Genomic DNA, 26655 nt, shown 5'->3' on the forward strand with positions numbered 1-26655 from the left:
ATGGCGATCGCCGCGCCCGTTCAACCGCCGATCACGCCTGCACCTCTACACGCCAACCGCTACGCTGCCGCCATTCCGCGGTAGCGGTTCGTGCATGGGCGCAAAGCTGCCATAGCCCTGAAACCCGTCTTTGATGGTTTCACCTTCATTTTTTTTGCAGCGTTTCAGTTAGTCAGGTGTTTCGAGTTTCGTTCTTGCAGGCGCAACCTGGGAGTTCGTAGTTCGACACACCTTTCATCTACGGCGGTTGCGAAGACGGGGGTGGGACCATCTTAATCGGCCTTGCGCTGCAGAGAAAACTGCATAACATGCAAAAGGTGGCGTAGGTTAAGTGTTTGCAGGATAACGGTTTTTTGGTTAGGGGTTCAAGTCCCGTGAGGCCTCCTTCTTATCTCCAATCTGCCCGGCGTTCCCAGGCGCAGACGCGGTCGGCCTACTTCCTCGACGATCATTTCCCCCAATCGCCGCAAGCTATCAAGCTATTAAGCGTACCAACGATGCCGCCTCACGCATGCGGCGGCAGCAGCGAGCCGGCGCGGCGAGTGGCGATATTGTCGAAGGTGCGTTGACAGCGTAGCGATAGCTTCGGTCCGAAGCGCATGTAGAAGGGCGCCGACCGTAGCGGCTCGAGCCGCAGCGAAAGATCCTTGTCTGGCACGCCGAGCGCCCACTCTGCGAGGATGCCGCCAAGCATCGAGCCGGTTGGTACGCCACGGCCGGACAAACCCGTGAGAGCGACTACGCCGGGCGCGAGGGCGTATAGTCGCGGCACTGTCTTGACCTGCATGTCGAGTTCGCCAAACCAGAAATAATCCCAGCGGATCCCCTCAGTGATTTGCGGGTGCAGCCATCGCAGACGATCGCTCATCACCTGCCGGGTATATGCGAGATCTTTGCCGCGCCGCCCCATAGGGAACATGGAGGCGACGATCCGGCCTTCCGCATTGTACTTGTAGACGTAGATGTCGCCGCGGCCGTCGTGGATCGTCGTATTCTCCGGAAGCACGGTACGCCGCGTCTCGTCCGACAGCGGCTGTGTCGCGGCGACGAAAACGCGCATGATGTGGAAGGTCCTGTCTAACTTTGGCCAACCGCCGACCGTGTAAGCGCCGCTGGCGAAGATCGCCTTTTCGGCGAGGACGCTACCTGTCGCGGTGCCAATCCGCCAGCCGCCACCTTCTGGTGCAGCCGAGATTACGGGCGAGGCGGTGTGGAGGGTGACGCCTTCCTGCATGGCGGCATGTGCAAGGCCGCGGGCATAACTAAGCGGGTTAAGATGGCCGGCCTCCTGGTGCCGCCAGCCGCCTATAAAGCGAGGCGAGCCGGTTACGGCTTCTATTTCGACGGCTTCCAGCAGCCGCACGGAGGCGCCGACAGCTGCGTACTCATCGACACGCTGGCGTGCCACCTGCAGCGCGCCGGGATGCAGCGCGCCCATGACATAACCGTTCTGCACCCATTCGCAGGAGATCTGGTAGTCGCGGATCATCGAGCTGACGCGGTCGTTGGCACGAGTCTGGCGGGCGATCAGCCGCTCGGCCCATGGCTCGCCGAGCATCTTTCGCAGCTGCGGCAGACTGTAGTGTGTGAAGGTCGGCGTGCAATGGCCAGCATTGCGGCCGGAACCGCCAAAGCCAGCCTCCTGTGCCTCCAGCACAACGACGCGGACGCCGGCCTTCGCAAGCTCCAGCGCGGTGGTGAGGCCTGCATAGCCGGCGCCGACGATGCAGACGTCGGCGCGAACGTTGCTATCGAGCGGCTCCGTCTTTGGGGCAGGTGCCGCCGTCGCGTACCAGAGCGAGGCATCGAATGGTGAGAATCGTGCCATGCCTTGCCTCAGCTATGGTCGCTGCGGGCGTCGAGCGCATCGCGCAGGCCGTCGCCGACGAAGTTGAAGCCTGTGACGGCAAGCGTGATTGCAATGCCAGGCATGATCGCCAGCCAGGGCGCGTTGGCGAGGTACTGCTGGGCGCCGTTCAGCATGTTGCCCCAACTCGGCAGCGGCGGCTGGATGCCGTAACCGAGGAAGCTGACATAGGCTTCGAGCAGGATGGCGCGTGCGATGGTCAGCGTCGCCGCGACGATGATGGGTCCTGCGACGTTCGGCAGAATCTCGCGGAACATAATCCAGGAGTTCGATAGGCCGAGCATGCGGGCCGCCAGCACGAAGTCGCGTTCCCGCAGCGAGCGCACTTCGGCTTCGACGATGCGGGCGATCTCCATCCAGCTCGTCACCGCAATGATCAGCGTGATCATGATCGGGCTAGGCTTGATGAAGGAGGCAAGTGCCAAAAGGAGGAAGATCGAGGGGAAGGCTAGGAAGGCGTCCACGATACGCATCAGCACTGTTCCGACCAGCCCTCGGCGATACCCGGCGACGATGCCGATTGTCGCGCCAATGGCGATCGAGACCATCATGGCGCAGACGCCGACCAGCAGCGAGATACGTCCCGCCATGAACAGCCGCGCGGCGATGTCCCGGCCGAGCGGGTCAGTCCCGAAGATGTGGGCGCCGCTGAAGGGGGGAGCGAACCGGCGGGCGAGGTCGATGTGCAACTGATCGTAGGGGAGGACATAAGGGCCGATTACGCAGGCGAGCGTCAGCACCAGGACAATGCCGAGCCCGACCACGGCGAGCCGATGGCGGAGGAAGCGACGCAACGTGCGGTTCTGGTAGAGGCCGCGGCCAGCCCTGGCGGGAATCGTTGGGATGGCGGCGGACATCGGCAGCTCCAGTTCAGGCGAGACGGATGCGCGGATCGACGAAGGCGGTGATGATGTCGGCGAGCAGGCTACCGATCAACACCAGGATTGCCGAGAAGATCAAAAGGCCCATCACCACGGGATAGTCGTTGTAGCCGAGGCTATCCAGAAACAGCCGGCCCATTCCGGGCCAGGTGAACACCGTCTCGGTAACGAGCGCGCCGCCCAGAATGGCCGGCACCTGCAGGCCAGCAAGCGTGATCATCGGCAACAGCGCATTACCGACGACGTGCTTCATCAGTACCCGCTGCGGGCTGACGCCCTTGGCGCGGGCGGTGCGGACGAAATCCTGGTTGATCACGTCGAGCGTCGCTGTGCGCATGTAGCGGCTCCAGATCGCCACGTCGACGAGCGCCAATACCAAGGCCGGCATCACTAGATGCCAAGCCACGTCGAGGAACGAGCCGTCACCGATCGTGTACATGTTGCCAGCGGGAAACCATTTCAGCTGCAGCGTGAAGACGTAGATGGCAATCAGGCCGAACCAGAAGGTTGGGATCGACAGCGCCACCATAGCACCGACCGTCGCGGCATAATCGAAAGCCGAATAGCGCTTAACCGCGCCGCGTATGCCGATGAAGGTGCCGAGGCAGATCGCAATGACCGTCGAGGTGCCCATCAGCAGCAGCGTCGCCGGCAGGTGGCTGAAAATGATTTTCAAGACTGGCTGGCCGTCGCGGAAGGAACGTCCCCAGTCGCCGTGGAGGAGGCGCCAGAGCCAGTCGCCGTACTGGACGAGGACGGGTCGGTCGAGGCCCATCTGGGCGGCAATCTTGTCGAGCTCGGCCTTGGAGATGCCGGGGGTCAGCGCGAACTGCGACATCGGCCCACCGGGTGCGAGCAGCAACACGCAATAGCCGATCATCGAGACCAGCAGCAGAAGGATCAGGCTCTGGCCCAGCCGGCCAGCCAGATATCGTCCCATGACGGTCGCCTCCGTATCGGTTCGCCGGGTCGACCCCGGCGGCATCGCGGAAGGAGTGGGGCGGCAGGAGCCGCCCCACGGAATTAGGCCCAGCGCCAGGCGGCGACGTTCCAGGTGTCGATGCGCACGTTGACGTTCGGCAGGTACTGCTCGACGCCCTTCTTGAAGCCGCCGACCGAGACGTACTGATACATCGGCAGGAAGGGCAAGTCGTGACGGATCACCTCTTGCTGCTTGAGGTAGGCCGCCTTGCGCTCTTCCGGCACGAATGCCTTGCCACCGGCCGCAAGCAGCGCATCCACTTCGGGGCTGACATATTGCCAGTTGTTCTGGCCGGCGCCGCCCTTGGCGCCGATCGAGGTCGACATGAAGTAGTCAGAGGTGTCCGGGTCCGGCCCCGTGAGAAAATCGAGCCCGACTACCACTGAGTCGAACTGCGACATCATCCAGTACTCGCCCCACATTACCGCCGGTGGCAGGTTGGAAATCGTCATTTCGACGCCGATCTGGGCAAAGGATTGCTGCATGAACTGCTGCACCTGCTCGCGGAGATGGTTGCCGGCGGTGGTTGAGTTCGAGAAGGACAGCCGCACGCCATCCTTGGCGCGGATGCCGTCATCGCCCGGCACCCAGCCGGCCCCGTAGAGCAGTTCCTTAGCCTTGTCGAGACTGAACTCGTGCTTCGGCAGGTCCGGGTTGAAGTAGAAGGACTGCTGCGGCACGTAGCTCTCGGTCGGCTTCGGCAGGCCGTAGTAGAGCGCGTCGATGATCGCCTGCTTGTCTAGCGCATGGTAGAGCGCCTGCCGGACGGCAAGGTCCTTAAACTGCGGCTTCTCCATGTTGAAGGTGACTGATTCCACCGTGCCGCGAGGCAGAAGCATGATCTCCTTGTCGGCGAGGCCCTTGGCCTCCTCGTAGTGGTCCGGGGTGATCCACTGCAGGCCGACGACGTCGATGTCGCCCGACTTGAACTGGGTATACAGCACGTTGAGGTCCGGAATGTACTTGAAGATGAAGCGCTCGAGGTAGGGGCCGTCGCCGAAATAAGCCGTGTTGGCGGCGAGTTCGATATGATCGCCGGCGACGCGCTCGACCCATTTGAACGGGCCGGTGCCGATCGGCGCGTTGTTGAACGGCGCGGTGTTCTTGTCCGCGACGCCGTCGAACCCGTGCTTCGGCACGATGAAGGTCGAGGCGAGGATCGACGGGTAGGGCGCGTAGGGCTTGTCCATCCGCCAAGTGATCTCCGTCGGCGAGACGACGGTGAGATCGCGTACCAGTTCGTGGCCGCCGCGGCGCCAGGAGCGGAAGTCGGGATCGACCAGAAGTTCGATGGTGAACTTCACGTCCTCGGCGGTGAACGGCTTACCGTCGTGCCAGGTGACGCCTTCGCGCAGTTTGAGCTTCCACTGAAGGCCATCAGCGGAAATGCCGCCGTTCTCGACCGTCGGCACCTCGGCTGCCAGGCCGGGATAGAACTTCCCGTCCGGATCGACGCCGAACAGCGGGTCAAAGACGGCGAAATGCACGCCCTCGTCGACCTCGATGTGCAGGAGATGAGGGTTGAACACCGTCGGCTCCTGCGAAAAGCCGATCACCACCTGGCCTTTCGGCGGCGTCGCGCCAGCGGCATGGGCCTCGCCAAGGCGCAGCAGGCCCGGTGCAGTGAGGCCGGCGGCGCTCAGCCCCAGCATCGTCAGGGTTTGCCGCCGGTTGGGGCGGAAGGTAGTCGGTTCGCTGCTCATGCCACACCTCTTTGAGAACGGGTTAAACGCTATGCGGGAACCCTTGCCGACCGGCGACGGGCTTAGAAACCGCTGATCAGCTCGATCTTCGATCCGTCGGAAAAGCGGGAGAAGCGGAAATGGTGCGGGTCAACCAGAGGCGGCCGGCCGGTTACGATGTCCGCCATTAGCCTGCCGGCGGCCGGTCCGATGCCGAAGCCGTGGCCGGAAAAGCCGGTGGCGATGTGGAAGCCGGGTATCGCGTCGACCGGCGAAATCACCGGCACCGCGTCCGGCGTCACATCGATGTAACCGGCCCATTTCTGAGCTATTTCGGCTTTCTCGAACACCGGGAAGCTCTTGCGCAGCGCCTTGAAGGCGCCATCGGAAATCCGGCTGGAGGGCTTTGGGTCGAGCACCCTATTGTATTCAAAAGGAGAGGCCTCATCCATCTCCCAGTTTCGCGACAGGCGCGCCTCGTCGAGAAAGCGTCCGCCGAGCCGGAACGACAGCGACCGCCATTCAGATCGCAGCGAGGGCAGGAAGTCGCGGGCATAGCGGAACGAGGCAGGCACGATGTCGACGATGTTTTCGTGGCCTGAGGCGACGGTATAGCCGCCGTCGCGTCGCTTGCGTATGGCGAAATCCTCAGCCCAGATCGCCTGGTCCGGGCCACCTTCCAGCGGCTTGGTGCGCAGCACCGTGTTCATCACCTTGAGCTGCGGCAGGTCGATGCCGAAGCGGCCGGAGAAGAGGTTCGACCAAGCGCCACCCGCAAGCACCACCTGCGAGCAGGCGATGGAGCCGCGCTCGGTAACGACGCCGCAGACGGCGCCGGCTGCCAGCTCGATGCCACGCACGGCGCATTCGGTGAGGACATACGCTCCTTTATCGCGTGCCGCCTCGGCGATGGCGGGGGCGGCCTTCTGCGGCTCTGCACGGCCGTCGGTCGGCGTGTAGAGAGCGCCCTTCACCTTCATCCGCGAGCCCGGCAGGAGATCGTTCAACTCGTTGCCGGAGAGCATGCGGTGCTCGATCTGGTAGGGCTCAAGGTTCTGGCCCCAGCGCTCGTGCTCTTCATAGGACTTGTCGTCGGTGCAGGTGAAGATGATGCCGGCGCGGGTATAGCCGGTGGGCCGGCCGATCCGCTCGTCGAGCCCTGACCAAATGCGCAGCGCTTCGGCCATCAGAGCGACTTCGCGGGGATCGCGGCGGGAGATGCGCACCCAGCCCCAGTTGCGGCTCGACTGCTCGTGGCCAATCCCGCCCTTTTCGCAGAGCGCCACCGAGACGCCCCGCTCAGCGAGTTCAAGCGCGGTGGAGGCGCCGATGATGCCGCCGCCGATGATGACGACGTCCACCTTTCCCGGCAGGTCGGCATCGCCATGAAAAGGATCGACGTAAGGTCCTGGCATGTCAGTAGCTTTCTTCGAGCGCGCAGCTCACGGCGAATTCCGCGACGCTCGCGGTATTGGAGAGGCCGATCAGCATGGCGACGACATCGGCGAGTTCTTCGGGGCGCGTCATTGTCTCTTCGGGTCGGTCGGTGATGGCGCGCGCCATGTCGGTGCCGACAAAGCCGGGGCAGACGGCGGTGGCCCGGATGCCGAGGTGATAGCCGCTCTGGCGGATGCCGTGCGACAGTGCGACGGCGGCGAACTTGGTCATGGCGTAGAGCCCGGAATCGGAGGACTTCACCCGCTTGCCGGACAGAGAGGCGAGGATGATGACGCGGCCCCGTCCCGTGGCCGCGAGCGGTTCGAATGCTGCTTTCACCAGCCGCCGGGGCGCCTTGACGTTGACGGCGAACATGGCGTCAAGGTCTTCGTCCTCGGCGTCTATGACGCTTTTTGGGATCATGATGCCTGCATTTGCCACGATGGCGTCGATCCGGCCGAAGCGTGCGAGCGCATGCTCCACCCATTCCGCCTCGCCGCCCTCGGCCGCGTCGTATCGCTCCAGGTGCGTGCGCGCGGGTTCGGCGAAGGCCGGCATGACCGGCGTGCGCATGCCGAGCGACAGGACCCAGCCCTGCGAAGCCAGCTTACTCGCAATGGCGAGGCCGATGCCGCGCGACGCGCCGGAGATTAAAGCGACGGGGGCGCTGGTCATGCGGCAATCCCCTTGTTGGTGACGACTCGCCAATAGATCTTGCGCAGAAGGCGCAACACCTCGGCGTAGTCTGCATCGTCGGTCCCGGCAAAGAAGTCGCGCGACTGCCGGACGATGCGGCGGACGGTGATGGCAAGCTCGGCACCCTTGTCGGTCAGAAACAATGCCTGGGCGCGCTGGTCACTCTCGGCCACCTCGCGCCGGATCAGGCCGGCCCCGGTCATGTCGTCGACTATGCGGCCCATGGCCGAGCGGTCTTTCAAGATCACATCGGCGATCACCGACGGGCGGATGCCAGGATGGTTCTCCACCAAGAACAAGGTGGTGATCTTGCCGGTGCCGCGGGCGAGGTCGAGCGCACCGAGCCGGTCGTTGAGGTCGCGGGTGACGGCAATGTTGATCGAGCGGATGAAGAAGCTCAGCGTCTCGTCGAGCACACCGAGGTCGACGTCATCGGCCCGCAGCGCCGTGCGGGTCTCCATTGTCTCAGCCATGCCGCCCCCCTTGCGCCGGAGCAGGTACAAGATGGGGGTCGACCTGGGATAACGTGAGAAGTGCGCGGTACATCACAGAACTATCCGCCGGATAGTGGACAAGTACAACTATTTATTGGGGGCAGATGTACGAATTTTCGGCGCCCCCTGTTGCTGTGCACAAAATGTGCAAGCTGCTGCAACATTACTCGCGTGAAGACACAGCCGAGGGCGACGAGATGCGCGGTTCAGGCCACCTTTTCCCAGTCAGCGCCGGGGATAGCGGCGACCAGCTGCTGCGTGTAGGCGTGCTGCGGCGCATGAAAGATCTGAGAGGGCGGACCGAACTCAACCATCTTGCCCCGATGCATCACGCCGACCTCATCGCAGAGGCGGCTGGCGACGCGTAGGTCGTGGGTGATAAAGATCATTGCGACGCCGGTCTCAACCTGTACCTTCTCCAAAAGGTCGAGGATCTGTGCCTGGATTGAGACGTCGAGCGCCGACACCGCCTCGTCGGCGACGAGCAGGACGGGATCGAACATCAGTGCCCGAGCGATGCCGACCCGCTGGCGCTGGCCGCCGGAGAACTCGTGCGGGTAGCGGTCAAGCGCCCCTACATCGAGGCCGACGAGGTCCATCAGCCGAACTGCCTTGGCTTGGGCGTCGGCGGCGGAGATGCCATGCGCCATCGGGCCGACGGTGAGGATACGGCCGACCGTCATGCGCGGGTTCAGCGAGGCAAAGGGATCCTGAAAGATCATCTGGATATAGGGGCGCATGGCCCGGAATTCCGCCTCGGACATGCCGGCGATGTTTCGCCCATCAAACAGAATCTCGCCGCCGTCGCTGTCGAGCAGCTTCATAACTAGCCGACCAAGCGTCGATTTGCCGGAGCCGGATTCCCCAACGATGCCGACCGTCTGCCCTTTGTGCACCTTGAAAGAGACCGCGTCCACGGCCTTGATTTCACGTGCCGTTCCAAACAGCGAGCCGAGCCGGTAGGTCTTGGCTAGGTCTCGCACCTCCAGCACGGTGGGTACGTCGGCGGTCACCGCTCGGTCCGCCGTCTTCATCCGCGGCACCGCCGCCATCAGGCGTTGCGTGTATGGATGCCTTGGATCGCCGAGCACGGTCTCCGCCGGTCCCTGCTCGACCATCACGCCCTTCTCCATGACGATAACTCGGTCGGCGATGTCGGCAACTACGCCGAAATCATGGGTGATGAACATCACGCCCATTGACTTGCGCTTTTGGATCGAGGCGATGAGCTCGAGGATCTGCGCCTGCGTCGTAACGTCAAGCGCCGTGGTAGGCTCGTCGGCGATTAGGATGTCGGGATCGAGCGCCAACGCCATCGCAATCATCACCCGCTGGCGCTGTCCGCCGGAAAGGCGGAACGGGTACTGGTCCTTGATCGCGGCGGGATCGGGCAGGCCGACCTCACCAAGCAGTTCCACAACCCGCGCCGCGCGGTCTTTGGGCGCGTGCGCCGGATGCGAGTCCATCACCTCGGCGATCTGGTCACCAATCGTCATCAACGGGTTTAGCGCCGAAAGCGGATCTTGGAAGATGATGGAAACGATCCGGCCGCGGAGAGACCGCAGTTTGGCTTGGGACGTCTTCAGGAGATCCTCTCCCTTCAGCGCGATGCAACCGCTCTCGATAGCAAGCGTCGGCGGCAACAGACCCATCACGGCACTCGCGGTGACTGACTTGCCAGATCCCGATTCCCCGATGATGCAAAGGATCTCGCCTGCAGTCAGGGTAAACGAAATTTCTTTCACTGCATGGGAGCGGTCCATACCCCGCGGCAGCGCTACCGACAGGTTTTCCACCGAAAGAAGAGGTTGGGAGGCGATTGTCGACATTATAACGCTCCTGAACGGTAACCTCTAGCAAGACGCAAGATTGGTGCCGTCTTACATCGCAAAGAGGAATGAAGCCTATTTTTACTGGCCTGTCTCCCCTTTGAACGCGCTGCAGTCAGAACCCGCATATGCGGCCTCAGCGCCGTCGCGTCATTCAAGCAAGCAGTCGCTGAATTCTAGCATACATTGCGTTGTGGTCGGCGCTGACGTTGAACAAGCCGGGCGCCCGTGCCCATTATGGGCTTACGCCGAAGCTATACCAGTCAGGTGAGCCAGTTATATATGGCCAGATCTCGAAGTGCGGCGACGCGCTTATGTGGCTCGTCGCTATACAGAAGAGCCTTGGTGCTTTTGACGAGAGCCCGCTGACGATGGAACTTGCTGAGGTATTGGAGCATGGCGTTTGCGAAGCGAAATCCCTGGCGGGCGTCGCTTTAGTTAGGTGAAAAAATTTGCTGGAAGGAAAAAACAGGGCGGAGAGGAAGTTTGGATTTACAAATCCCCGGATTTCGAAATGGTGGTTGTGTCGCCGGGCATCATTTCGCCGGCCACACGGAACTCCTGGCCAAGCTGACGGGCGCGCGCGACAGCGTGATGATACTGGCGCACGGGGATTTCCGCGTCAGCCACGTCACCACCCACATCGCCCTGGAGGACGTGCCGAAGCGCGCGACGCCCGAGCGCATGCGCCGCGCCTCGACCTGACGCTGGCGGTCTTGGCGCCGACCGCTGTGCTCCATTCCCGCACCGCTTTCGCGACAAACTCCGGGCCGTTGTCCGACCGAACATGCCCAGGCACACCGCGCAGGATGAAGAGGTCGGACAGGACGTCGATGACATCCGTGGACTTCAGCTTCCGGTCAATCCGGATCGCAATGCATTCCCGGGTGACCTAGTCGATGACATTCAGCATTCGGAACTTCCGGCCGTTGTGGGTGCGATCTTCGACGAAGTCATAGGACCAGACATGGTTGCACTTCAAAGCATCACTCGAACGCAGCATAGTCCGCCTCGTCGAGGATGGCGTGTGGCACGAATCGGGAGAGGTTGCGGGTGATGCGCGAGCGGTCCTCGCGGATGCCGAGGCCTGCCGCCTTGTCACCGACGATCCAAGGGCCTAGCACGGCGTATTGCCCTTCCGCTTCGAAGAGCGGTGTCAGCTCCTGCAGGATGGTCGGGCCGTCGCCGTAGTCGCCGTCGGTGCGGTCGGTTTCCGCGCCTCCTTCGGTGATGGCGATGTTCTCGCCCTCGCGCGAATGCAGCGGCTTGCGTACGGCGGCGACAAGGTTCGAGGCGCGGGGGTCGTCCGAGAAGAAGGCAGGCAACAGGTTCGGATGACCCCGATGCCGCTCCCAGAGGAGCGGCAGGATGCCCTTGTTCGAGAGGACCGCCTTCCAGGCTGGCTCAACGAATTCGGTTCCCGACATCGAGAGGTGCTTGGCGAAAGGCTCGCGCAGCATGTCCTCCCATGGGTAGAGCTTGAAGCAGCGGTCGATGACGCGATCGGCGGGGTCGGTGAAGCGGCCGACGGGGTCGATGCCGATGTCGGAGATATCGATCAGCTCTGTCGCGTGCCCGGCCTGGATCGCGCAGTCCATGAGATAGGCGACGGTGCCGCGGTCCTCCTCGTTTTCCGTCACCACGGCGAAATGGAAGATCGGCCCTTTCGGGAATGTCGCGAAGGTCTCGATCAGGCTTTCCTGCAATAGATTGAACTGGTCGGCGCTGCCGGGCAAGCGGCCGAGCGCGATCTGGTCGGTCAGCCAGTTGTACTGGAAGTAGGCGCTTTCGAAGACACCGGTCGGCGTGTCGGCGTTGTATTCCAGCAGCTTTGCCGGGCCTGTCCCGGTATAGGCGAGGTCGAAGCGGCCGTAGAGATGGCGCTGCCGGCTCTCGAAGGATGACCGCACGGCGTCGAACAGCTCCGGCGGGATGGCAAGGCGCTCGAGGTCCCGCTCGGTGGCGACGACATCGCCGACGAGGTCCATGCACAGCGCGTGAAGCTCCTCGCTCGGCGCCTCGATATGCGTTTCGATCTCCTCCATGGTGAAGAGGTAGGCGACGTCGTCGAGCCAATAGGGCTCGCCATACATCTCGTGGAAGCCGAAACCCACGGCCTCCGCCTTTTCCCGCCAGCCTTCGCGCTCGGGGATCGCGACCCGGCGCATCCTCAGCCGCCGAAGGAGAAGCCGCGGTTCGACGACAGCCCGCCGAAACCCTGCCGCGACACCGTCCGCGTGTTGACGTTGTAGGGCCTCGGCTGCGGCGGCTGGCCGATCGCCGGCGGATCGCTACGGTAGGTCTGCCCGCCGCGCCCGGTATAGATCGGCGCGGAATTATAGCCGGTGTCGCGCCGGTAGTTCCGGTAGGCGCCGTAGTTCGTGAGGTTCGAGATCGCCGAGGAGACGAGATAGCCGGTCATGAAGGGGACGAAGAAGCCGCCGGTCCCGGTTCCCGTGCTGCCCTGCGCGGCCGCCTCCATGCAGCGGCCCTCGCCGTATTCGGCTTCGCAGACGGCCATCGCGTTGAACTTCGGCGCGTTCTGGACATGCTGCTGCAGCGCCTGCTGGTACTCGGCGTTGCAGATGTCGCTGTCGACGCCGGCCTCAATGCATTGTGCCGCAGAATTGTATACGATTTCGGCAGGCGGTGTCTCGCCGCAGGAGGAGAGCGCCAGCCCGCTCACGGCGATTGTGCCGAGAACCAGGATGGGCGGCCGGCGCCCGGTGAAGCGTCTGGTCATGCAAGGCCTCCTCAATAGGTCATGCAGGCGGCGTTTAGCATGCCGACTGCAACCGCAATACCTGCCGCCCAAGTGCCGCCCGCCATCTCGCCTGCCGTGATGCGCGCGGGGAGGCCGGACATGGTGAGCGAAGCGAGGAGGAACGCGACGCCCTGGACAAGACCGCCGACGACGGCCCAGATCAGGAAGTCGATGATGCTGACGGAATTGGCCGCAGCCGACGCGAGCGGTAGCGAGAAGCCAAGGATCGCGCCCAGAAAGGCGACGACGGCCGCAGCATTGCCGGTCCGGATGAGACGCAGCTCGTGATGCGGGGTCGCGGCGGAGTAGGCGACGGCAAAGAGCGCGAGCGCGGCAAGACCCGTCGCGAAGTAGGCCAGGAAAGCCGGCAGGCCGGCAACATATCCGAACATGATGGGCGAACTCCGAACGAAGCCGGCAGCGCCGGCGGAAGAAATGAGAAGCCGGCGCCGCCAGCGGAAGAAATTGGAGCCCGGCGCCACCCCTTAAAAGGTGCCGGCTGGTCGTCAGAGCCGGCGGATGTCGCCGGGCAGAAGGCCGTAGCCGAGGATGAATTCGATCGACGCCCCCTGCCGTGCGTCGCGGTCGGCGAGGTCGCGCTCTATATTGATGAGCAACATCTCCTGTCGTGTGCCGAGCATGCGTGCATAGAGCATGCACGATTGGTGGATGGAGCGCCGGACCCGCCCGTCGTCGATCTCCTCGACGAATTCCACGAGGCCGGCCCGTCCGTTTCCCTCGCCCCAGAAACGGTCGAACATGATGCCGTCGGCGTCGTAGCGCGGCTGGCCGATCATGCCGCGAGGCCCGCGCCATTCCGCCCATTCGGCGGCGTTCGCGGGCACGACGCTGTCCCAGGGCCGATAGAGGCTGACGTCAAAGATCTCCTCGCCGGGGCGGGCCGATGCCGACATTACCTGCAGAATCGTGTCGCCGTCGTCGTAGTAGCGCGACAGGACGGTGGTGGCGTCGAGACGCGCCTCGCCATAGGCCGCAACGATCATCATGCCGCCCGCCGGCACCGGCATCGCTGGCGACGACCCCGCGGTGTCGGCCTGCAGCCCCAACGTGTCGATCTCGATCCCGCCGCCCAGCACGACGCCGAGCGGGCCGCGCTCGGGCGCCAGCGCGCCTGCTGCCTCGCCTTTCGAACCCGATCCCCAGCCGAAGAGCCGTCCGATCATGTTTCCCGCCTTGGTTCTGTAACCGTCCGCTACTAGATATCGCGCGCCGGGACCTTTTGAAGGTGGGCGCGTCGAAACACAGGGGGAGTTGATCGCTTGACAGTCTGGAACCTCAATACATTGACGGAGCTCTTCGCCTCCGACCCCGCAGCGCTCGGCGATCTCGACGTGACGATTCCGCCGGAAGGCGACGTACTGTGCGTCACGATCAAGGAGAAGGGCTTTCTCGACGTCTTCGTCACCGCTGGCGGCGATCAGGTGATGGCGAGCGTCATGCTGGCGCCCGCTTCGTCCGTCCCGAACCGCGAGGCGTTCGAGCGACTGATCCTCAAGACGCACAAGCTGGTCCCGCTTTCGACCTTCGGCATCTCGATCATCAACGGCGAGGAGTGGTACGAGCTCTTCGGTTCTCTATCGGCCCAGTCCTCGGCCGAGGTCGTGATCGAGGAAGTCGCCGTGCTCGTCTCCAATGCGGAGGACGCGGCACATCTCATCGAGGAATGGAAGAACGGGGAGATCGCGGCATGAGCGTCTGGGGCAAACTGTTTTCCGCCGTCCGCGGTGGCGTCAATGAGGTGGCCGAGAGCGCTGCCGACACGCAGGCGCTGCGCATCCTGGACCAGGAGATTCGCGACGCCGATACGGCGCTCCGGCGCGCGCGCTCCGACCTTGCCGGCATTATGGCGACGACGAAGGTGCTGGCCCGCCGGATCGAGGAGGCGAAGGCCAAGGAAGCCAAGGACATGGACAGCGCCCGCGCCGCGATGTCGGCCGGCCGCGAGGATCTGGCGCGGGGTCTTGCCGACCGCATTTCCGCTGCCCGCGCCGAAATCGGCCGCGATCAGGCCGAGCACGACCGTCTGCAGGCACAGCAGGGCCAAATGATCCGCGCCGTCCAGGACACAGAGACGCGCATCCAGACGATGCGGCGCGAGGTCGACGGCGTGAAGGCCAACGAGTCGTTGCTGAAGGCCCAGTCCGCCATCGCGTCCAGCCATGCCGGCGTCAATTCACGCCTCGGCAGCGCGATGGAATCACTCGAGCGGGTGAAGAAGCGCCAGGAGATGACGGCCGGCCGCATCCAGGCCGGCGCCGAAATGCAGGCGCTGGAATCGGGAAGCGACCTCGACCGCGCCCTTCTCGAAGCCGGCATCGGCGGCAACCGCGCCTCCTCCGACGACGTCTTTGCTGAACTCACCCGCATCGACCGCACTCCGGCGCTTCCCGGTTCGGCCGGGCAGAACCTCCAGATCGGCCACAATCGGGATCGGTGACGACGATGAGACCGCGCGTGCATCCCAGGCGGTATTGAAGGTTCCCGGGATATGCTGATCTATTAAAATAGTCGGCGGCGCGGGACTTAGGCGAGCGAGGTAAAGCGCAAAAACTCTCGCTATTTCCTTTGTTGCCTCCTCTGCCCGGCCGGGCACCTCTCCCGCGCGGAGGGAGACTAGGCAGTGTCGTTCAAGCTGCTAATCTCCCCACCCGTGGGATTTCTCTGCGAAAGGTCTCACCGGTTATTGTGGGCAATATTCTAGCTTTGACGAGTTGTCTTTCGAGTTGCTCAGGTTGTTCGCCGCTTGGGTTGGCACAGAGCGTGGGTCGTGGCTTCCGGGTGAGGACGTTTGCGGCGCGGCGAAGGTTGAGGACTGTGGCGAACGCTAGGAAGTCGGCGGCGTTGGCGACAAGCGAATGACATCAGATCCGGCCCTATCCATAAATGCGCTTCATCGCGTTGAAGACGCTCTCGACCGGAGCGCGGTGCCTTGAGATGAGAGGGTTGCGTGCCTTCAGCCAAGGCGGCAGCACCGGCATGTGCTCGGTGTGGCGGTGCATGATGCGGTCCTTGACGCCGCATTCCTTGAATCCGGGCCGTCGCGCGTTGCCATGGTAGGCGCGATCGCGATAGACCGCCGCCTCGTCGCGGGAGATCAGCGCGTCGCCCATTTCAGCGACAGTAGTCCGTGCCGAGGTAACGGCGATCCGGCGGATGAGGTGCGATCCTTCGTCGACGCCAATATGGATCTTGTGGCCGAAGACCGACTTGCCGTTCTTGGTGGTCCAGTTAGCGCCCGGCTCGCGCGGTTAAAAAGGCGGGCTGCTCGATCGGCAGACGCACCACATTCGGAGGATGAACGGCGACAGTTATCGTCTCAACCAATCCGCCGGACGACGCCGCGTCGCAGCACGGACGGACGGAGTAAAAATCAAGCCACTGCCGGAACCGTGGATGCCCAGACCGACGAAATCACAGACTCTTGATCCGCAGAACATTCTCACGTTCCGCCTGGCCTGCTTTTACTCCGCCGCAACGGCCCAAAATCTCTACGGCGTTGACACTCGCCCAATTACTCAACCGATTTTTGGGCAGGCTTCTTAGATTAAATGAATGGCGGTTTCTGGAGAAAATCGACGTACTCCGAATGGCGACAAAGGGCGCGTAGTGAACTCGGCACTCACTTCCGGCGCGGCGCTAACCGGCCCGGATGCCAGCGTGAGATCGATCTCAACAACACGAAAGCGCCGCTGCCTTCACCCCAACAGCCCCATCGTCTCCCGATACCCCTCCAGATACTCCCGCTCGGCCTTGCTCACCCGGTCCATGCCGTTCATCGCCCGGTGCCAGAGCGGCACGATCGCCGGCGGCCTTCCGGCCCTCTCGATGCGCTTTGCCTGTTCCTCCGAAAGCGTCAGCTCGATCGAGCCGAGATTGTCGCGCGGATGCTCTTCGCTGCGCGCGCCGAGTGCGATCGAGTGGACGCCAGGGCGCTCGCGCAGCCAGGCGAGCACCACCTGCGGTACGCTGCGGCCGACCTCAGCGGAGACTTCCTTGAGCACGTCGATCACCCGGTAGAGCCGCTCGGTGTCAACTATGTGCGGCTCCGGCCAGTCGTTGCCCTGGCGGGTGCCCGGCTGCGGGCCGTTGTTGCGGTCGATCTTGCCGGTGAGGATACCGCTCCCCGAGCGGGCTCCAGACCTGCGTCGCAACCCCAAGATCGCGGCCGGCCGGGATGATCTCGTATTCGGCCTCGCGGGCCTCGGGCGTGTAGTTGAGCTGGTGGGCGACCGGCGGCGTCGCGCCGAGCATCTTCGCCGTCAGCACGGTCTTGGCCACCTGCCAGCCGCCATAGTTGGAGACGCCCCAGNGCTGGTGGATCCAGTAGTGGTCGATCCAGTCGGTCTGGAGCCGCTTCAGGCTCTCGTCGATCTGGCCCATGATGTGGGCGCGGGATGCGCCGGCCATGTTCGGCCCTTCGCCCATGGTGGTGCGAACTTTCGAGAAGATCAGAAGGTCGTTCCGCCGGCCCTTCACCGCCTCGCCGACGACCTTTTCAGAATCGCCCTTCGAATAGATGTTGGCGGTGTCGACGGCATTGACGCCGGCGTCGCGGGCGATGGCGATGAAGCGCTTCGCCTCCTCGACGCCGACATTGCCGGTCTTTTCGAAGCCGTGGGTACCGCCGAAGGTGACGGTGCCGAGCACGAAGGGCGAGACCATCATGCCGCAATTGCCGAAGGGGGCGTATTTCATTTCGGACTCTCTCGCTGGATTGTCGGTTCGGATTGCGGCCTTCGCCGCAGCTTTGCGGGCAACGCCAACGGCCGCCGCGAAGTTCGATCCTTTCGTCGCCTCAGTCCTGCAACTCCCCCGCGCCAGGACCGCGCGAAGGGACGGGATGACAGGAACTCGACCTGTGCGCCACGGGGACAGAAAATGGCAGGATCGAGCAACGCAGTGTCGCCGGCTTCAGCTTGGCCTGTCCACCCCTTGGGGGCCTTCCCGCCGACGCAATGTGTGCTCGATTCGGCCTGGACAACCTCTTGGCCGCACGAATTGAGTCGGGCGATTTGATGATGGCGCTCCACCGACATTCCACGTCTGGAACCCTCCGTCGGCGGATGTCTAGTTTCCCTGTATATGGCGTGTTCCTCCAGGAGCGACGCGGAGGCCAGACGTAACCCTGGCGCCATTCAGGAAGAGCTGGGCAGTCATGGTCCTGTAATGATCTGGCACGGAAAGGAAATTTATCATTGGTCGATCATCATGGCCTGCCCCCATTAGGTGGTCCGGTTCAAATCTAATGCATTGTGGGCTTGCCGGCCACGTTTGAGGTGGCCGGCGCAGCGGGTTGGGTCGGCGCAGCCGGCCACAGCACGGCGTTGGGTGCGGGCGGGCGGTAGCCGAGCGAGGAGTGCGGGCGCCGGGTATTGTAGTGCTGCCTCCAGCCCTCGATGATGATCCGCGCCTCGGCCAGGCTGTAGAACAGTTCGCCGTTCAGAAGCTCGTCGCGGAGCCTGGCGTTAAAGCTCTCGCAGTAGCCATTCTCCCAGGGGCTGCCCGGCTCAATGAAGGCGGTCTTGGCGCCGACCGCTGTGATCCATTCCCGCACCGCTTTCGCGACGAACTCCGGTCCGTTGTCCGACCGAACATGCCCGGGCACACCGCGCAGGATGAAGAGGTCGGACAGGACGTCAATGACGTCCGTGGACTTGAGCTTCCGGTCGATCCGGATCGCGATGCATTCCCGGGTAAACTCGTCGATGACATTCAGCATTCGGAACTTCCGGCCATTGTGGGTGCGATCCTCGACGAAGTCATAGGACCAGACATGGTTGGGATATTGCGGTCGCAGCCGGATGCACGAACCGTCATTCAGCCAAAGCCGGCCTCGCTTTGGCTGACGCAACGGCACCTTGAGGCCTTCCTGACGCCAGATCCGCTCGACGCGCTTCCGGTTGACCAGCCAGCCCGCCTCTTGCAGCAGTGCCGTGATCCGTCGGTATCCGTAGCGGCCATACCGGGTGGCAAGCTCAACGATGTCCGCTGTCAGTGCTGCGTCGTCGAGACGGCCCCTCGGCACCTTGCGCTGTGTCGACCGATGCTGCCCCAGAACCCGGCACGCCAACCGCTCCGACACGCCGAACTTCATCACGGCGTGGTCGATGCATTGGCGACGGCGGGCGGGGCTCACCAGTTTCCCGAGGCTGCTTCCTTCAGGATCAGCTTCTCGAGGGTGAGATCGGAGACCGCCTTGCGCAGCCGCTCGTTCTCCTTCTCCAGTTCCTTCAGTCGCTTCACCTGGTCGGACTTCAGCCCGCCAAACTCCTTGCGCCATCGATAGTAGGTGAACGGCGTCACACTGATCGTGCGGATCGCCTCCGACACCGATCGGCCCTGCGACAACAGCACGTCGACCTGCCTCAGCTTGGCGACGATCTCTTCAGGTTGGTGCTTCTTCTGCGGCATTCCTGGCATCCTCCAAAGGCTAAAAAGCCTACTTCAGGGAGGACCACTTTTCAGGGGGCAGACCAATCAGTCGACCGGAATTGGATTAACAAGTTTAGTGACACAAGCGGACATTTTCGCGATTTTGGAGCAGCAAATATTTGTACGACGACGGATTGAAAAATTCAACGTCAATGATACGTAGCCTCTCATTCGCAACTGAAGTCAAACCGTGATTTCGAAGGAAAAAGATGGAAATCGAGAACCAGGATACTTCTGCTTTGACAGAGCTGACAGCTGAGGTGGTAGCCGCTTATGTCGCCAACAACCGGATCCCGGCGTCAGAACTCCCTGACGTGATCGCGAGCGTCTACGCGACGCTGGCCGGACTGGGACGCGAGAGACCTGCCGATGTCATAGAGGCACCACTGGTTCCTGCAGTGCCGATCAAGAAGTCGATCACGCCAGACTACATCATCTGTCTCGATGACGGCAAACAGTTCAAGTCGTTGAGGCGGCACCTGACCCAGTTGGGCATGACGCCTGAGGAGTACCGCCGCAAGTGGGGCCTGCCGTCGGATTATCCGATGGTTGCAGCGACCTATGCCGCCAAGCGCTCCGAGATGGCGCTGAGCTTCGGACTGGGCCGCAAAAGGGCCGAGCAGGCGCCTGTCGTCGCAAAGCGGACCAGGGCAAAGAAGGCTTCTGAGGCTGCCTGACAGTTGGTGGCGCCCGGTCAAATCGGGCGCCGCCACCCGCGCATCTCCGCGTGGTCATCCCGCTGATCGTAGACACGCGGAGCTCAGGCCGATACGCATGGCCCTGGGCGAGCTGACGCAGGCAGCATGGGGAAGACTTCTGGATACCGACCTATTCTACAAGGCCTCCACTTGGATCCTTCCGATCCTTATCGCGGTCACGTTTCACGAGGCTGCGCACGCCTTCGCAGCATGGCGTCTTGGGGACCATACCGCTTATCGGCTGGGGCGGGTTACCTTCAACCCGCTGAGGCATATCGATCCCGTTGGCACGGTACTGCTGCCCGGCATCCTCTTCATCACCGGTGCGCCTTTCCTGTTTGGTTGGGCGAAGCCGGTGCCTGTCGCCTTCGGCCGGCTTCGGCACCCACGTCGCGACATGGCCCTGGTCGCCGTGGCGGGGCCGCTTACCAACATCGTTCTGGCTCTGGTGTCGGCCTTGCTGATCCATGCAGGAGGGCTGCTGCCGGTATCCGTCGCCCCATGGGCACTGCAGATGCTCTACCAGTCGATATTGCTGAACCTGGTTCTGGCCGTCTTCAACATGATCCCTCTGCCGCCGCTCGACGGTAGCCGGATCCTGATGAGCTTTCTGCCGGCTGTGCTGGCCCGTCAGTATGCGAAGCTCGAGCGCTTCGGCTTCCTTATTCTGATCGGCGTGGTGATCCTGCTGCCAATGCTGGGGAGGCAGATGGGGATGGATCTCTACTTCTTCCGCTGGATCATCGGAGTTCCGTTATCGTGGCTCACGCCCATCTTCCTGCGTATTGCCGGTGTCCCCAGCTGACAAGTAGTCTCAGCAGACGTCGAGTCCGAATTGAAGACATAGCGGCGCACAGGTGCGGGGCGGAGCCGCCGCGGCGTAGATCGTCGATCGTGGCATTGCCACCATGCTGCTTCGCCTCGAGGGCGCCGGACGGGATGTCCCAGGGCGCCATCAGCGAAGGCCGCTGGTCGTCTCCGCCGCTGAAAAGAACCGTGTCGAGGCCATGCCTCAGGAGAAACCTTTGAAGCCTCTTCCTTTAACTTCTACCCCCGTCGATGCCGCTTCGCGCCGCGCAATCGAGCCGACGATCTGCTACTCGGTCGAGACCTTGCCGCGGCCGGATCTCTCGTCTTACCAGGCCCTTCGCCACGATCTGGACCTCATCGAGACGATTGTCGTGCCTCCAAGGGACGCCGCTGCTTGGAAGGTGCCGGCAGCCCATTTCTGCCGGATCGTTTGTTCGGAAGGCCCTCAGGTGGGCGATCTGAATCTGTTTAATCTACACAATCTGGATGAGCGCTTCTACAGCGGCAAGACACGCGCTTTACATGGAACGCACGTCGGCCGTGGAGATCAACTCTATTCCAACTTCCCCTATCTGCGCCCACTCGCCACCATCACGCATGATACGCTCGACTGGTACGGCTTTGACGAGTTCGGCGGCGCTGTGCATGACGTCATCGGCACGCGGTGTGATCCCTATACACACAATCTGCTAAGCCACGGAGGCCAATACCACCATTGCTGCCACTCCAATCTTACCCGGGCTCTCGCTGCCAGCACCGGAATGGAGTTGGAGAAGGCGGAAAGTCATGTTCACGACGTCCTGAACGTTTTCATGTGCACCGGCTTCACCCGGGACACAGGCCAGTACTTCATGAAGGCGAGCCCGGTGAGGCGGGGAGATTATCTGGAGTTCTTCGCGGAAGTCGATCTACTGGGCTGCTTGTCGGCCTGCCCAGGGGGAGACTGCTCGTTCGAGCATTCCTCCGATGCCGCCACTTGTCACCCATTGCAGGTTGAGGTCTACAAGCCGAGGCGACTGCCTGAAGGGTGGGCTCCGCCGCGTCAAAACCCCTACGATCGCTCTCATGGGCTTTAGTTGCTGGCGCGTCGCGCGAAGTAAGGGCCTATTTTGTGCCTAGATGTTTGATCCCAGGCTTTGATAAAAGGGCGCGATCGGCATTCCGTATCGTCCGGCGGCCGACGCCTCTCGTTCCCGCACCATCGTCAGACGAAAAACCCATAGGCCAGCGAAAGGCATCCCGCGGGTTCGTTCTTCCGCGACTTTCGTACGCCTCGCGGCGCCCGAAACTCTTCAGGAAAGCGGACCGGCAGCTTTCGGGCAGAACGGGCCGGAAGCTGATGTTTCCCTCCCAGCCACGTGGAGGCACGTGCAGGCACGGTGCTTGATTTGCGAATAGTATGTCGACGCCAGTTCGCTTTGCAGTCGCAGCGTCGATCCCCTTCACGCATGGAGCGGGCATTCATCCAGCACTTTTGCAGCATTCTGCCAGTTATGTAGATTGAACCGCTCGATTCGTGGGAGCTTGCACCACTGCACCTGCACCATCAAGCCGGCGCCGCACCTCGTTCCCGTCAGGCCGGGAGCAGGCCACGCTTTGGAAATCAGACGCCTGGATACTCGCAACCGGCTTCATACAGTGCTTGGTCAATCCAGGACCGGTCATCTGCGCCAGAACGAATTGCTTCCAGCATCCGCTGCTCCGCCAGGTGTTTTCGAACGGCGCGATCATGGATCGGTTCGATCTCGTCATGGGCGATGGCGAGCAGCCCGTCCGTGTCGCCGCAGATAAGGTCGCCTGGTGAGATCGGCAGGCCCGCGACAGCGATCGGCATGTTGATCGTGCCCGGACCGTTCTTGTACGGGCCGCGATGGGTAACGCCCATGGCGAAGACAGGAAAGGTCCCGCGCCTCAGCTCGGCGCTGTCTCGGATCGCTCCGTAAATGACGAGGCCCGCAAGGCCGCGCTGCTCGGCATGGGCGGCCATCATCTCGCCGACGATGGCGTTCTCCAACGCGCCGCCCGCGTCGACGACCACCACGTCGCCCGGCGCGGCGAGATCAAGCGCCTTGTGGACGATGAGGTTGTCGCCCGGCCGTGTCTTCACCGTGAAGGCGCTGCCCACCATACGGGCGCCGCCGTGCATGGCGCGAAGCGGCTCTCCGATGCCGTGCAGACGTTCCATCGAGTCGCTGATGGTGGACACCGGGAGCGCCTTGAAGCGCTCGATCCAGATCGGGTCGATGCCGCCACGGCGGGGATAGATCGTAAAACCCATCGTCGTTGCTTCGCTCCCGGGATCTCGGCCTCCGTCGGCCGCCGCACCGCCGCCAAAGCCCGGCGCCGCGGCCGCCTTTAATCAGACGAGGGTCTCGCCGATCGTGACGTGAAGCGCGGGGAGCTTGTCCACGCGTGCCTCGATACGGTCGCCCGGCTTGACCGGCCCGACACCATGCGGGGTCCCCGTCATGATGACGTCCCCCGGCATCAGCTCGAAATAGGTCGACAGGTTCGTGATGATCTCCGGAATCTTCCAGATTAACAGGTCCACATCCGACTCCTGACGGGTCTCGCCGTTCACCGTCAGCTCGATGCGGCCCGACTGGATGTGGCCCACTTCCGTCGCCGGCACGATCGGGCCGCAGGGGAAGGAATGGTCGAAGGACTTGGCAATCTCCCAGGGGCGTCCGCCGCCCTGAATGTCGCGCCGCGTCATGTCGATCCCGACGGCATAGCCGTAGATCTGGTCCAACGCTTCCTCCTGCGGGATGTTCAGCCCGCCGCCTTTCAACGCCAGGACCAACTCGACCTCGAAATGGAAATCCTTGGTCATCGTCGGGTAGGGGACGACCCCGCCATCGAGAACGAGGGAGTCAGCCGGCTTCTGGAAGAACAGCGGCGCGTCGCGCTCCTCGTTGCCGCCCATCTCCCTGACGTGGGCAACATAGTTGCGGCCGACGCAGTAGATCCGACGCACCGGAAACTGGGCATCCGACCCCTGCACCGGGATCGCCGGTATCTGAGGGGCATTGACGACGTACTGACTCATGACTCTTCCTCCCATCATTCAATGACGAGAGGAAAGCACATGAAAATTGGCGTAGACAATAAAAAAACATTTTGCGCTGCCGAAGTCGACCCTCTTTCGGTCGGCGAAAACGCCGTCTTACAAGAGCGAATAGGAGTTTTTTTGCTCTTCTTCGCCTTGTTCTGCGGCCATTTCGCGATTGTGCTCGCAGGTGCAATACAGGTTGTCACTTCCGAAAACGTTTTTTCTGATGCTATCCTCCCTTTCGCACATACGCCGACAAGAGCGGGGGTGCGCTCATCAGGGAGGAAAAATCATGGCATATCGCAGGTCATCGACCCCCATCGGCATCCTGGCCGGCCTCGCCGCGCTGGCACTGTCCAGCGGCGCACCATGGGCGCAGGAGTCCGTCGCCCTCACCATCGTTGTCCCCAACCCCTCGGCGCTGAACAATTTCCCGCTGCACAACGCGATCGGCGAGGGCTACTTCGAAGAGGAGGGCCTGACCGTCACGGTGGAAGCGGTCAACGGCTCCGCCTCGGTCCTGCAGGCGCTCGCCTCCGGCCAGGCGCAGATCGGCAATCCCGGCCCCGGACCGGTTCTGGCGGCGCGCGAACGCGGCGAGGAGATCGTCTTCATCTACAACCAGTATCCCAATTCGATCTTCGGCCTCGTCGTTCCCGAGGAATCGCCGGTCAAAGATCCTGCCGAGTTGAAGGACCAGACGATCGGCGTCGGGACGGCAGACGGCGCCGAAGTGGGCTTCACCCGTGCGATCATGGCCGCCTCCGGGCTGATGGAGAATACCGGCTACCAGTTCCTGGCGATCGGCGACGGCGGCACGGCCGCGGCGGCGATCCTTGGCAAGGAAGTGGCGGCCTATGCCGCTGCGGCCAGCGATGCTGCCATCATCCAGGCCCGCGGCATTCCCCTGCGCGAGATCACGCCAGGCGGCTTCCTCAGCTATTTCGGCAACGGCTGGGCGGTCACGCAGGCCTATCTGGACGCGAACGAGAGCGTCATTGAACGGTTCGGCCGCGCTCTGGTGAAGGGCACACGCTTCGGTCTGGATCCCGCCAACAACGAAAAGACGCTGGCCCATGCCGCGGCGGCCAACCCGCAGGAAGGCGAGGATACGGCTCTCGCGACTCTGCTTCTGGAAGCGGCTCAGACCCGGATCAACCCACAGGAGCAGATGCGCGGCAAGGGCTACGGATTCCAACCGCCTGAGCACTGGAAGCTGTGGCACGAGGCACAAGTTGAGACCGGAGCGCTGAAGGCTCCGCTGGCCGATCTCGAGGCCGCCTACACGAACAAGTTCGTAGACGGCTGGAACGCGCAATGAACGCGGCGGCCGGCGTAACTGATCGCGTGGTCGCCGACGCCGGCCGCCCTGTCGTGTACGAGCTGTCGCGCGTCACGAAGACTTACGGGCGGGGTGCGATCCGCGCGATCGACATGGTCGACCTGACACTGGAGCGCGGCAGCTTTTCCGCCATCATCGGGCCATCGGGTTGCGGTAAGTCGACGCTGCTCAAGATCATGGCAGGTCTCGTATCCCCGACCAGCGGCCGCGTCGTGCTCAACGGCACGCCAGTCATGGGGCCCCGGCGTGACATTGGTATGATGTTCCAGCAGGCGACGCTGTTTCCCTGGCGCACCACACTTGAGAACGTCGTCCTGCCGATCGAGATCCGGGACGGCGCTGCGGCAGCCAAGGCCAGCCATGCCAAAGCCCGCTCCTTGCTTGACCTCGTCGGACTTTCGGGATTCGAGAGCGTCTATCCGGACAAACTGTCGGGCGGCATGGCCCAGCGGGCCGCAATCTGCCGCATGCTGGTGACGGAGCCCTCCATGCTGCTGCTCGACGAGCCATTTAGTGCGCTCGACGAGTTGTCGCGCGATTTCATGAACATGGAGCTTCAGCGCATCTGCTTGGAAAAGAACGCGACCGCTTTTCTCGTCACCCACTCGATCCCAGAGGCCGTTATTTTGTCGGACGTCGTCTATGTGATGTCGCCGCGGCCAGGCCGCTTTGTCGAGATCATCACGATTGACCTGCCGCGGCCCCGCACTCTCGACATGCTGACCGATCCTCAGCTTGCTGCCTATGTCCGCCGCATCCGGTCGCTTCTCGACGAAGGAGCCTCCCAATGAGCGAATATTCTGCCATCGAGGCGACGGAGCCTGACACGGTCTGGACGGAGCGGGGCTCGGTCATCGACCAGGTGCCCCGGCCCGTCGCTATGGCGCTGCTCTTCGCGGCTTTCATCGGTGTATGGCAGCTCATCCACCTCTTCGAGTTGGTCTCGCCGATCATTCTGCCGTCTCCTATCGAGGTGGCAGAGGACATCATCTTTGTCGGCACCAACCTGTTGTCGGGCGGCTACATGCTCGGCGCGCTGTGGATCACCGTCAAGGAGGTCATCTACGGCTTCATTATCGCCATGGCGATCGGCTTCTCGCTCGGGCTTCTGGTCGGCGAGACCAGTTTTGGCGAGCGGGTGGTTCTGCCCTACCTCGTCGCCATCGACACTATGCCGAAGGTCGCCTTCGCGCCGCTTTTCGTCGCCTGGCTTGGGTTTGGCATCTCCTCCAAGGTGGCGCTGGCGGCCTTCATAGCCACCTTTCCGATCGTCGTCGCCACCGCCGCGGCGCTGCATGTCGCCAACGACAATTCCCGCATGCTCTTCAAGACGCTCGGGGCCAGCCGGTGGCAGACGCTGTTCCGCATGAAGCTGCCGACCGGCCTTCCGCAGATCTTCACCGGGTTGAAGATTGCCTCGGTGGGCGTCATGGCGGGCGCAATCACCGGCGAATTCCTTGGCGGCGGCAAGGGTTTCGGCGAGCTCATCCGCGTCGCCGCATCGCAGCTCAACACGCCGCGCATCTTTTCCCTGATCGTCTTCCTGTCGCTGCTGGGGTTGACGCTGTTTTGGACCGTCGTATGGGTCGAGCGCCGCTTCGTCTTTTGGCATAAGTCGTCGGTGGCAGGCGGTCCCGGCCTCTGAGGACCGCTGAGAAAAGACGAGCG

24 protein-coding genes and 3 pseudogenes are annotated in these 26655 nt (G+C 63.0%); 9 read left to right on the forward strand and 18 right to left on the reverse strand.

All coding sequences use genetic code 11. The features are described 5' to 3' along the window. Positions 1-505: 505 nt before the first annotated feature. From IEX88_RS24145 to IEX88_RS24180, 8 genes are all read right to left on the reverse strand, one after another. Positions 506-1828, reverse strand: a complete 1323-nt coding sequence (locus tag IEX88_RS24145) for an NAD(P)/FAD-dependent oxidoreductase (RefSeq protein WP_188855039.1) — start codon at positions 1826-1828, stop codon at positions 506-508. A gap of 8 nt (positions 1829-1836) precedes the next feature. Further along, on the reverse strand, positions 1837-2724 hold the full coding sequence (locus tag IEX88_RS24150) for an ABC transporter permease (RefSeq protein WP_188855040.1): 888 nt from the start codon (positions 2722-2724) through the stop codon (positions 1837-1839). Positions 2725-2737: 13 nt separating this feature from the next. Next, positions 2738-3688, reverse strand: coding sequence for an ABC transporter permease (locus tag IEX88_RS24155; protein WP_188855041.1), 951 nt, complete (start codon positions 3686-3688; stop codon positions 2738-2740). A gap of 83 nt (positions 3689-3771) precedes the next feature. Next, the gene (locus IEX88_RS24160; RefSeq protein ID WP_188855042.1) at positions 3772-5433 is read right to left on the reverse strand and encodes a peptide ABC transporter substrate-binding protein; all 1662 of its coding nucleotides are present in this window, start codon (positions 5431-5433) and stop codon (positions 3772-3774) included. Between the two features lie 62 nt (positions 5434-5495). Then, the gene (locus IEX88_RS24165; protein ID WP_188855043.1) at positions 5496-6827 is read right to left on the reverse strand and encodes an NAD(P)/FAD-dependent oxidoreductase; all 1332 of its coding nucleotides are present in this window, start codon (positions 6825-6827) and stop codon (positions 5496-5498) included. A gap of 1 nt (position 6828) precedes the next feature. After that, the gene (locus IEX88_RS24170; RefSeq protein ID WP_188855044.1) at positions 6829-7524 is read right to left on the reverse strand and encodes an SDR family NAD(P)-dependent oxidoreductase; all 696 of its coding nucleotides are present in this window, start codon (positions 7522-7524) and stop codon (positions 6829-6831) included. Continuing rightward, complete coding sequence (locus IEX88_RS24175; protein ID WP_244640474.1) at positions 7521-8048, reverse strand: MarR family winged helix-turn-helix transcriptional regulator; 528 nt, start codon at positions 8046-8048, stop codon at positions 7521-7523. Before IEX88_RS24175 ends, IEX88_RS24170 begins: the two co-directional genes overlap by 4 nt. A 197-nt stretch (positions 8049-8245) precedes the next feature. Further along, on the reverse strand, positions 8246-9868 hold the full coding sequence (locus IEX88_RS24180; RefSeq protein ID WP_188855045.1) for an ABC transporter ATP-binding protein: 1623 nt from the start codon (positions 9866-9868) through the stop codon (positions 8246-8248). A 528-nt stretch (positions 9869-10396) separates the two neighbouring features. On the opposite strand from IEX88_RS24180, the pseudogene IEX88_RS24185 reads away from it, so the two are divergent. Continuing rightward, positions 10397-10558, forward strand: a pseudogene (locus tag IEX88_RS24185) (4-hydroxythreonine-4-phosphate dehydrogenase PdxA); the annotation flags it as partial. 13 nt (positions 10559-10571) lie between these two features. Here IEX88_RS24185 and IEX88_RS24195 read toward each other — a convergent pair. The 4 genes and pseudogenes from IEX88_RS24195 to IEX88_RS24210 form a co-directional block, all read right to left on the reverse strand. After that, a pseudogene (locus IEX88_RS24195) lies at positions 10572-12036 on the reverse strand (glutathionylspermidine synthase family protein); the annotation flags it as partial. A gap of 2 nt (positions 12037-12038) precedes the next feature. Continuing rightward, positions 12039-12611, reverse strand: a complete 573-nt coding sequence (locus IEX88_RS24200; protein WP_188855047.1) for a DUF1190 domain-containing protein — start codon at positions 12609-12611, stop codon at positions 12039-12041. A gap of 11 nt (positions 12612-12622) precedes the next feature. Continuing rightward, a complete protein-coding gene (locus tag IEX88_RS24205; RefSeq protein WP_188855048.1) occupies positions 12623-13024 on the reverse strand; it encodes a DUF350 domain-containing protein in 402 nt (133 codons plus the stop codon). 114 nt (positions 13025-13138) lie between these two features. Then, the gene (locus IEX88_RS24210) at positions 13139-13816 is read right to left on the reverse strand and encodes a DUF2491 family protein (RefSeq protein ID WP_188855049.1); all 678 of its coding nucleotides are present in this window, start codon (positions 13814-13816) and stop codon (positions 13139-13141) included. A gap of 96 nt (positions 13817-13912) precedes the next feature. On the opposite strand from IEX88_RS24210, the gene IEX88_RS24215 reads away from it, so the two are divergent. Both IEX88_RS24215 and IEX88_RS24220 read left to right on the forward strand, forming a co-directional pair. After that, the gene (locus tag IEX88_RS24215) at positions 13913-14344 is read left to right on the forward strand and encodes a YjfI family protein (RefSeq protein WP_188855050.1); all 432 of its coding nucleotides are present in this window, start codon (positions 13913-13915) and stop codon (positions 14342-14344) included. Beyond that, the gene (locus tag IEX88_RS24220) at positions 14341-15090 is read left to right on the forward strand and encodes a PspA/IM30 family protein (RefSeq protein ID WP_188855051.1); all 750 of its coding nucleotides are present in this window, start codon (positions 14341-14343) and stop codon (positions 15088-15090) included. Before IEX88_RS24215 ends, IEX88_RS24220 begins: the two co-directional genes overlap by 4 nt. A 436-nt stretch (positions 15091-15526) precedes the next feature. Here the strand turns inward: IEX88_RS24220 and IEX88_RS24225 are convergent. The 4 genes and pseudogenes from IEX88_RS24225 to IEX88_RS24235 all read right to left on the reverse strand — a co-directional run. Next, a pseudogene (locus IEX88_RS24225) lies at positions 15527-15877 on the reverse strand (transposase); the annotation flags it as partial. A gap of 471 nt (positions 15878-16348) precedes the next feature. Next, a complete protein-coding gene (locus tag IEX88_RS26975) occupies positions 16349-16768 on the reverse strand; it encodes an aldo/keto reductase (protein WP_244640481.1) in 420 nt (139 codons plus the stop codon). Continuing rightward, positions 16683-17348: an aldo/keto reductase gene (locus IEX88_RS24230; protein ID WP_244640475.1), complete on the reverse strand. Its 666-nt coding sequence runs from the start codon at positions 17346-17348 to the stop codon at positions 16683-16685. Before IEX88_RS24230 ends, IEX88_RS26975 begins: the two co-directional genes overlap by 86 nt. A gap of 547 nt (positions 17349-17895) precedes the next feature. Next, positions 17896-19064, reverse strand: a protein-coding gene (locus IEX88_RS24235; RefSeq protein WP_188855052.1) for an IS3 family transposase whose coding sequence is annotated in 2 segments (ribosomal slippage) — positions 17896-18800 and positions 18800-19064 — 1170 coding nt in all. Because the reading frame shifts where the segments join, the coding sequence is not laid out codon by codon here. A gap of 230 nt (positions 19065-19294) precedes the next feature. Here IEX88_RS24235 and IEX88_RS24240 point away from each other — a divergent pair. The 3 genes from IEX88_RS24240 to IEX88_RS24250 all read left to right on the forward strand — a co-directional run bounded on the left by IEX88_RS24240 (position 19295) and on the right by IEX88_RS24250 (position 21669). Then, positions 19295-19762, forward strand: a complete 468-nt coding sequence (locus IEX88_RS24240; protein WP_188855053.1) for a Ros/MucR family transcriptional regulator — start codon at positions 19295-19297, stop codon at positions 19760-19762. Positions 19763-19859: 97 nt separating this feature from the next. Further along, the gene (locus IEX88_RS24245; RefSeq protein WP_188855054.1) at positions 19860-20588 is read left to right on the forward strand and encodes a site-2 protease family protein; all 729 of its coding nucleotides are present in this window, start codon (positions 19860-19862) and stop codon (positions 20586-20588) included. A 202-nt stretch (positions 20589-20790) separates the two neighbouring features. Then, the gene (locus tag IEX88_RS24250) at positions 20791-21669 is read left to right on the forward strand and encodes an urea carboxylase-associated family protein (RefSeq protein ID WP_210319334.1); all 879 of its coding nucleotides are present in this window, start codon (positions 20791-20793) and stop codon (positions 21667-21669) included. A gap of 527 nt (positions 21670-22196) precedes the next feature. On the opposite strand, the gene IEX88_RS24255 is transcribed toward IEX88_RS24250, so the two are convergent. After that, positions 22197-22871, reverse strand: coding sequence for an RraA family protein (locus IEX88_RS24255; protein WP_188855055.1), 675 nt, complete (start codon positions 22869-22871; stop codon positions 22197-22199). Between the two features lie 81 nt (positions 22872-22952). Next, positions 22953-23642 (reverse strand): fumarylacetoacetate hydrolase family protein, encoded by a 690-nt coding sequence (locus tag IEX88_RS24260; protein ID WP_188855056.1) that lies wholly within the window; start codon positions 23640-23642, stop codon positions 22953-22955. A gap of 295 nt (positions 23643-23937) precedes the next feature. Here IEX88_RS24260 and IEX88_RS24265 point away from each other — a divergent pair, with 295 nt between their 5' ends. The 3 genes from IEX88_RS24265 to IEX88_RS24275 are packed head-to-tail and all read left to right on the forward strand — an operon-like array spanning position 23938 to position 26632. Next, the gene (locus IEX88_RS24265) at positions 23938-24966 is read left to right on the forward strand and encodes an ABC transporter substrate-binding protein (RefSeq protein WP_188855057.1); all 1029 of its coding nucleotides are present in this window, start codon (positions 23938-23940) and stop codon (positions 24964-24966) included. Further along, on the forward strand, positions 24963-25778 hold the full coding sequence (locus IEX88_RS24270) for an ABC transporter ATP-binding protein (RefSeq protein WP_188855058.1): 816 nt from the start codon (positions 24963-24965) through the stop codon (positions 25776-25778). Before IEX88_RS24265 ends, IEX88_RS24270 begins: the two co-directional genes overlap by 4 nt. After that, entirely contained in the window at positions 25775-26632 is an 858-nt protein-coding gene (locus IEX88_RS24275; RefSeq protein ID WP_188855059.1) for an ABC transporter permease, read from the forward strand. The genes IEX88_RS24270 and IEX88_RS24275 overlap by 4 nt, the downstream gene beginning before the upstream one ends. The last annotated feature ends 23 nt before the right edge of the window (positions 26633-26655 follow it).

Origin of the sequence: Aureimonas glaciei (genome assembly GCF_014643375.1) — a bacterium.
Taxonomy (GTDB): domain Bacteria; phylum Pseudomonadota; class Alphaproteobacteria; order Rhizobiales; family Rhizobiaceae; genus Plantimonas; species Plantimonas glaciei.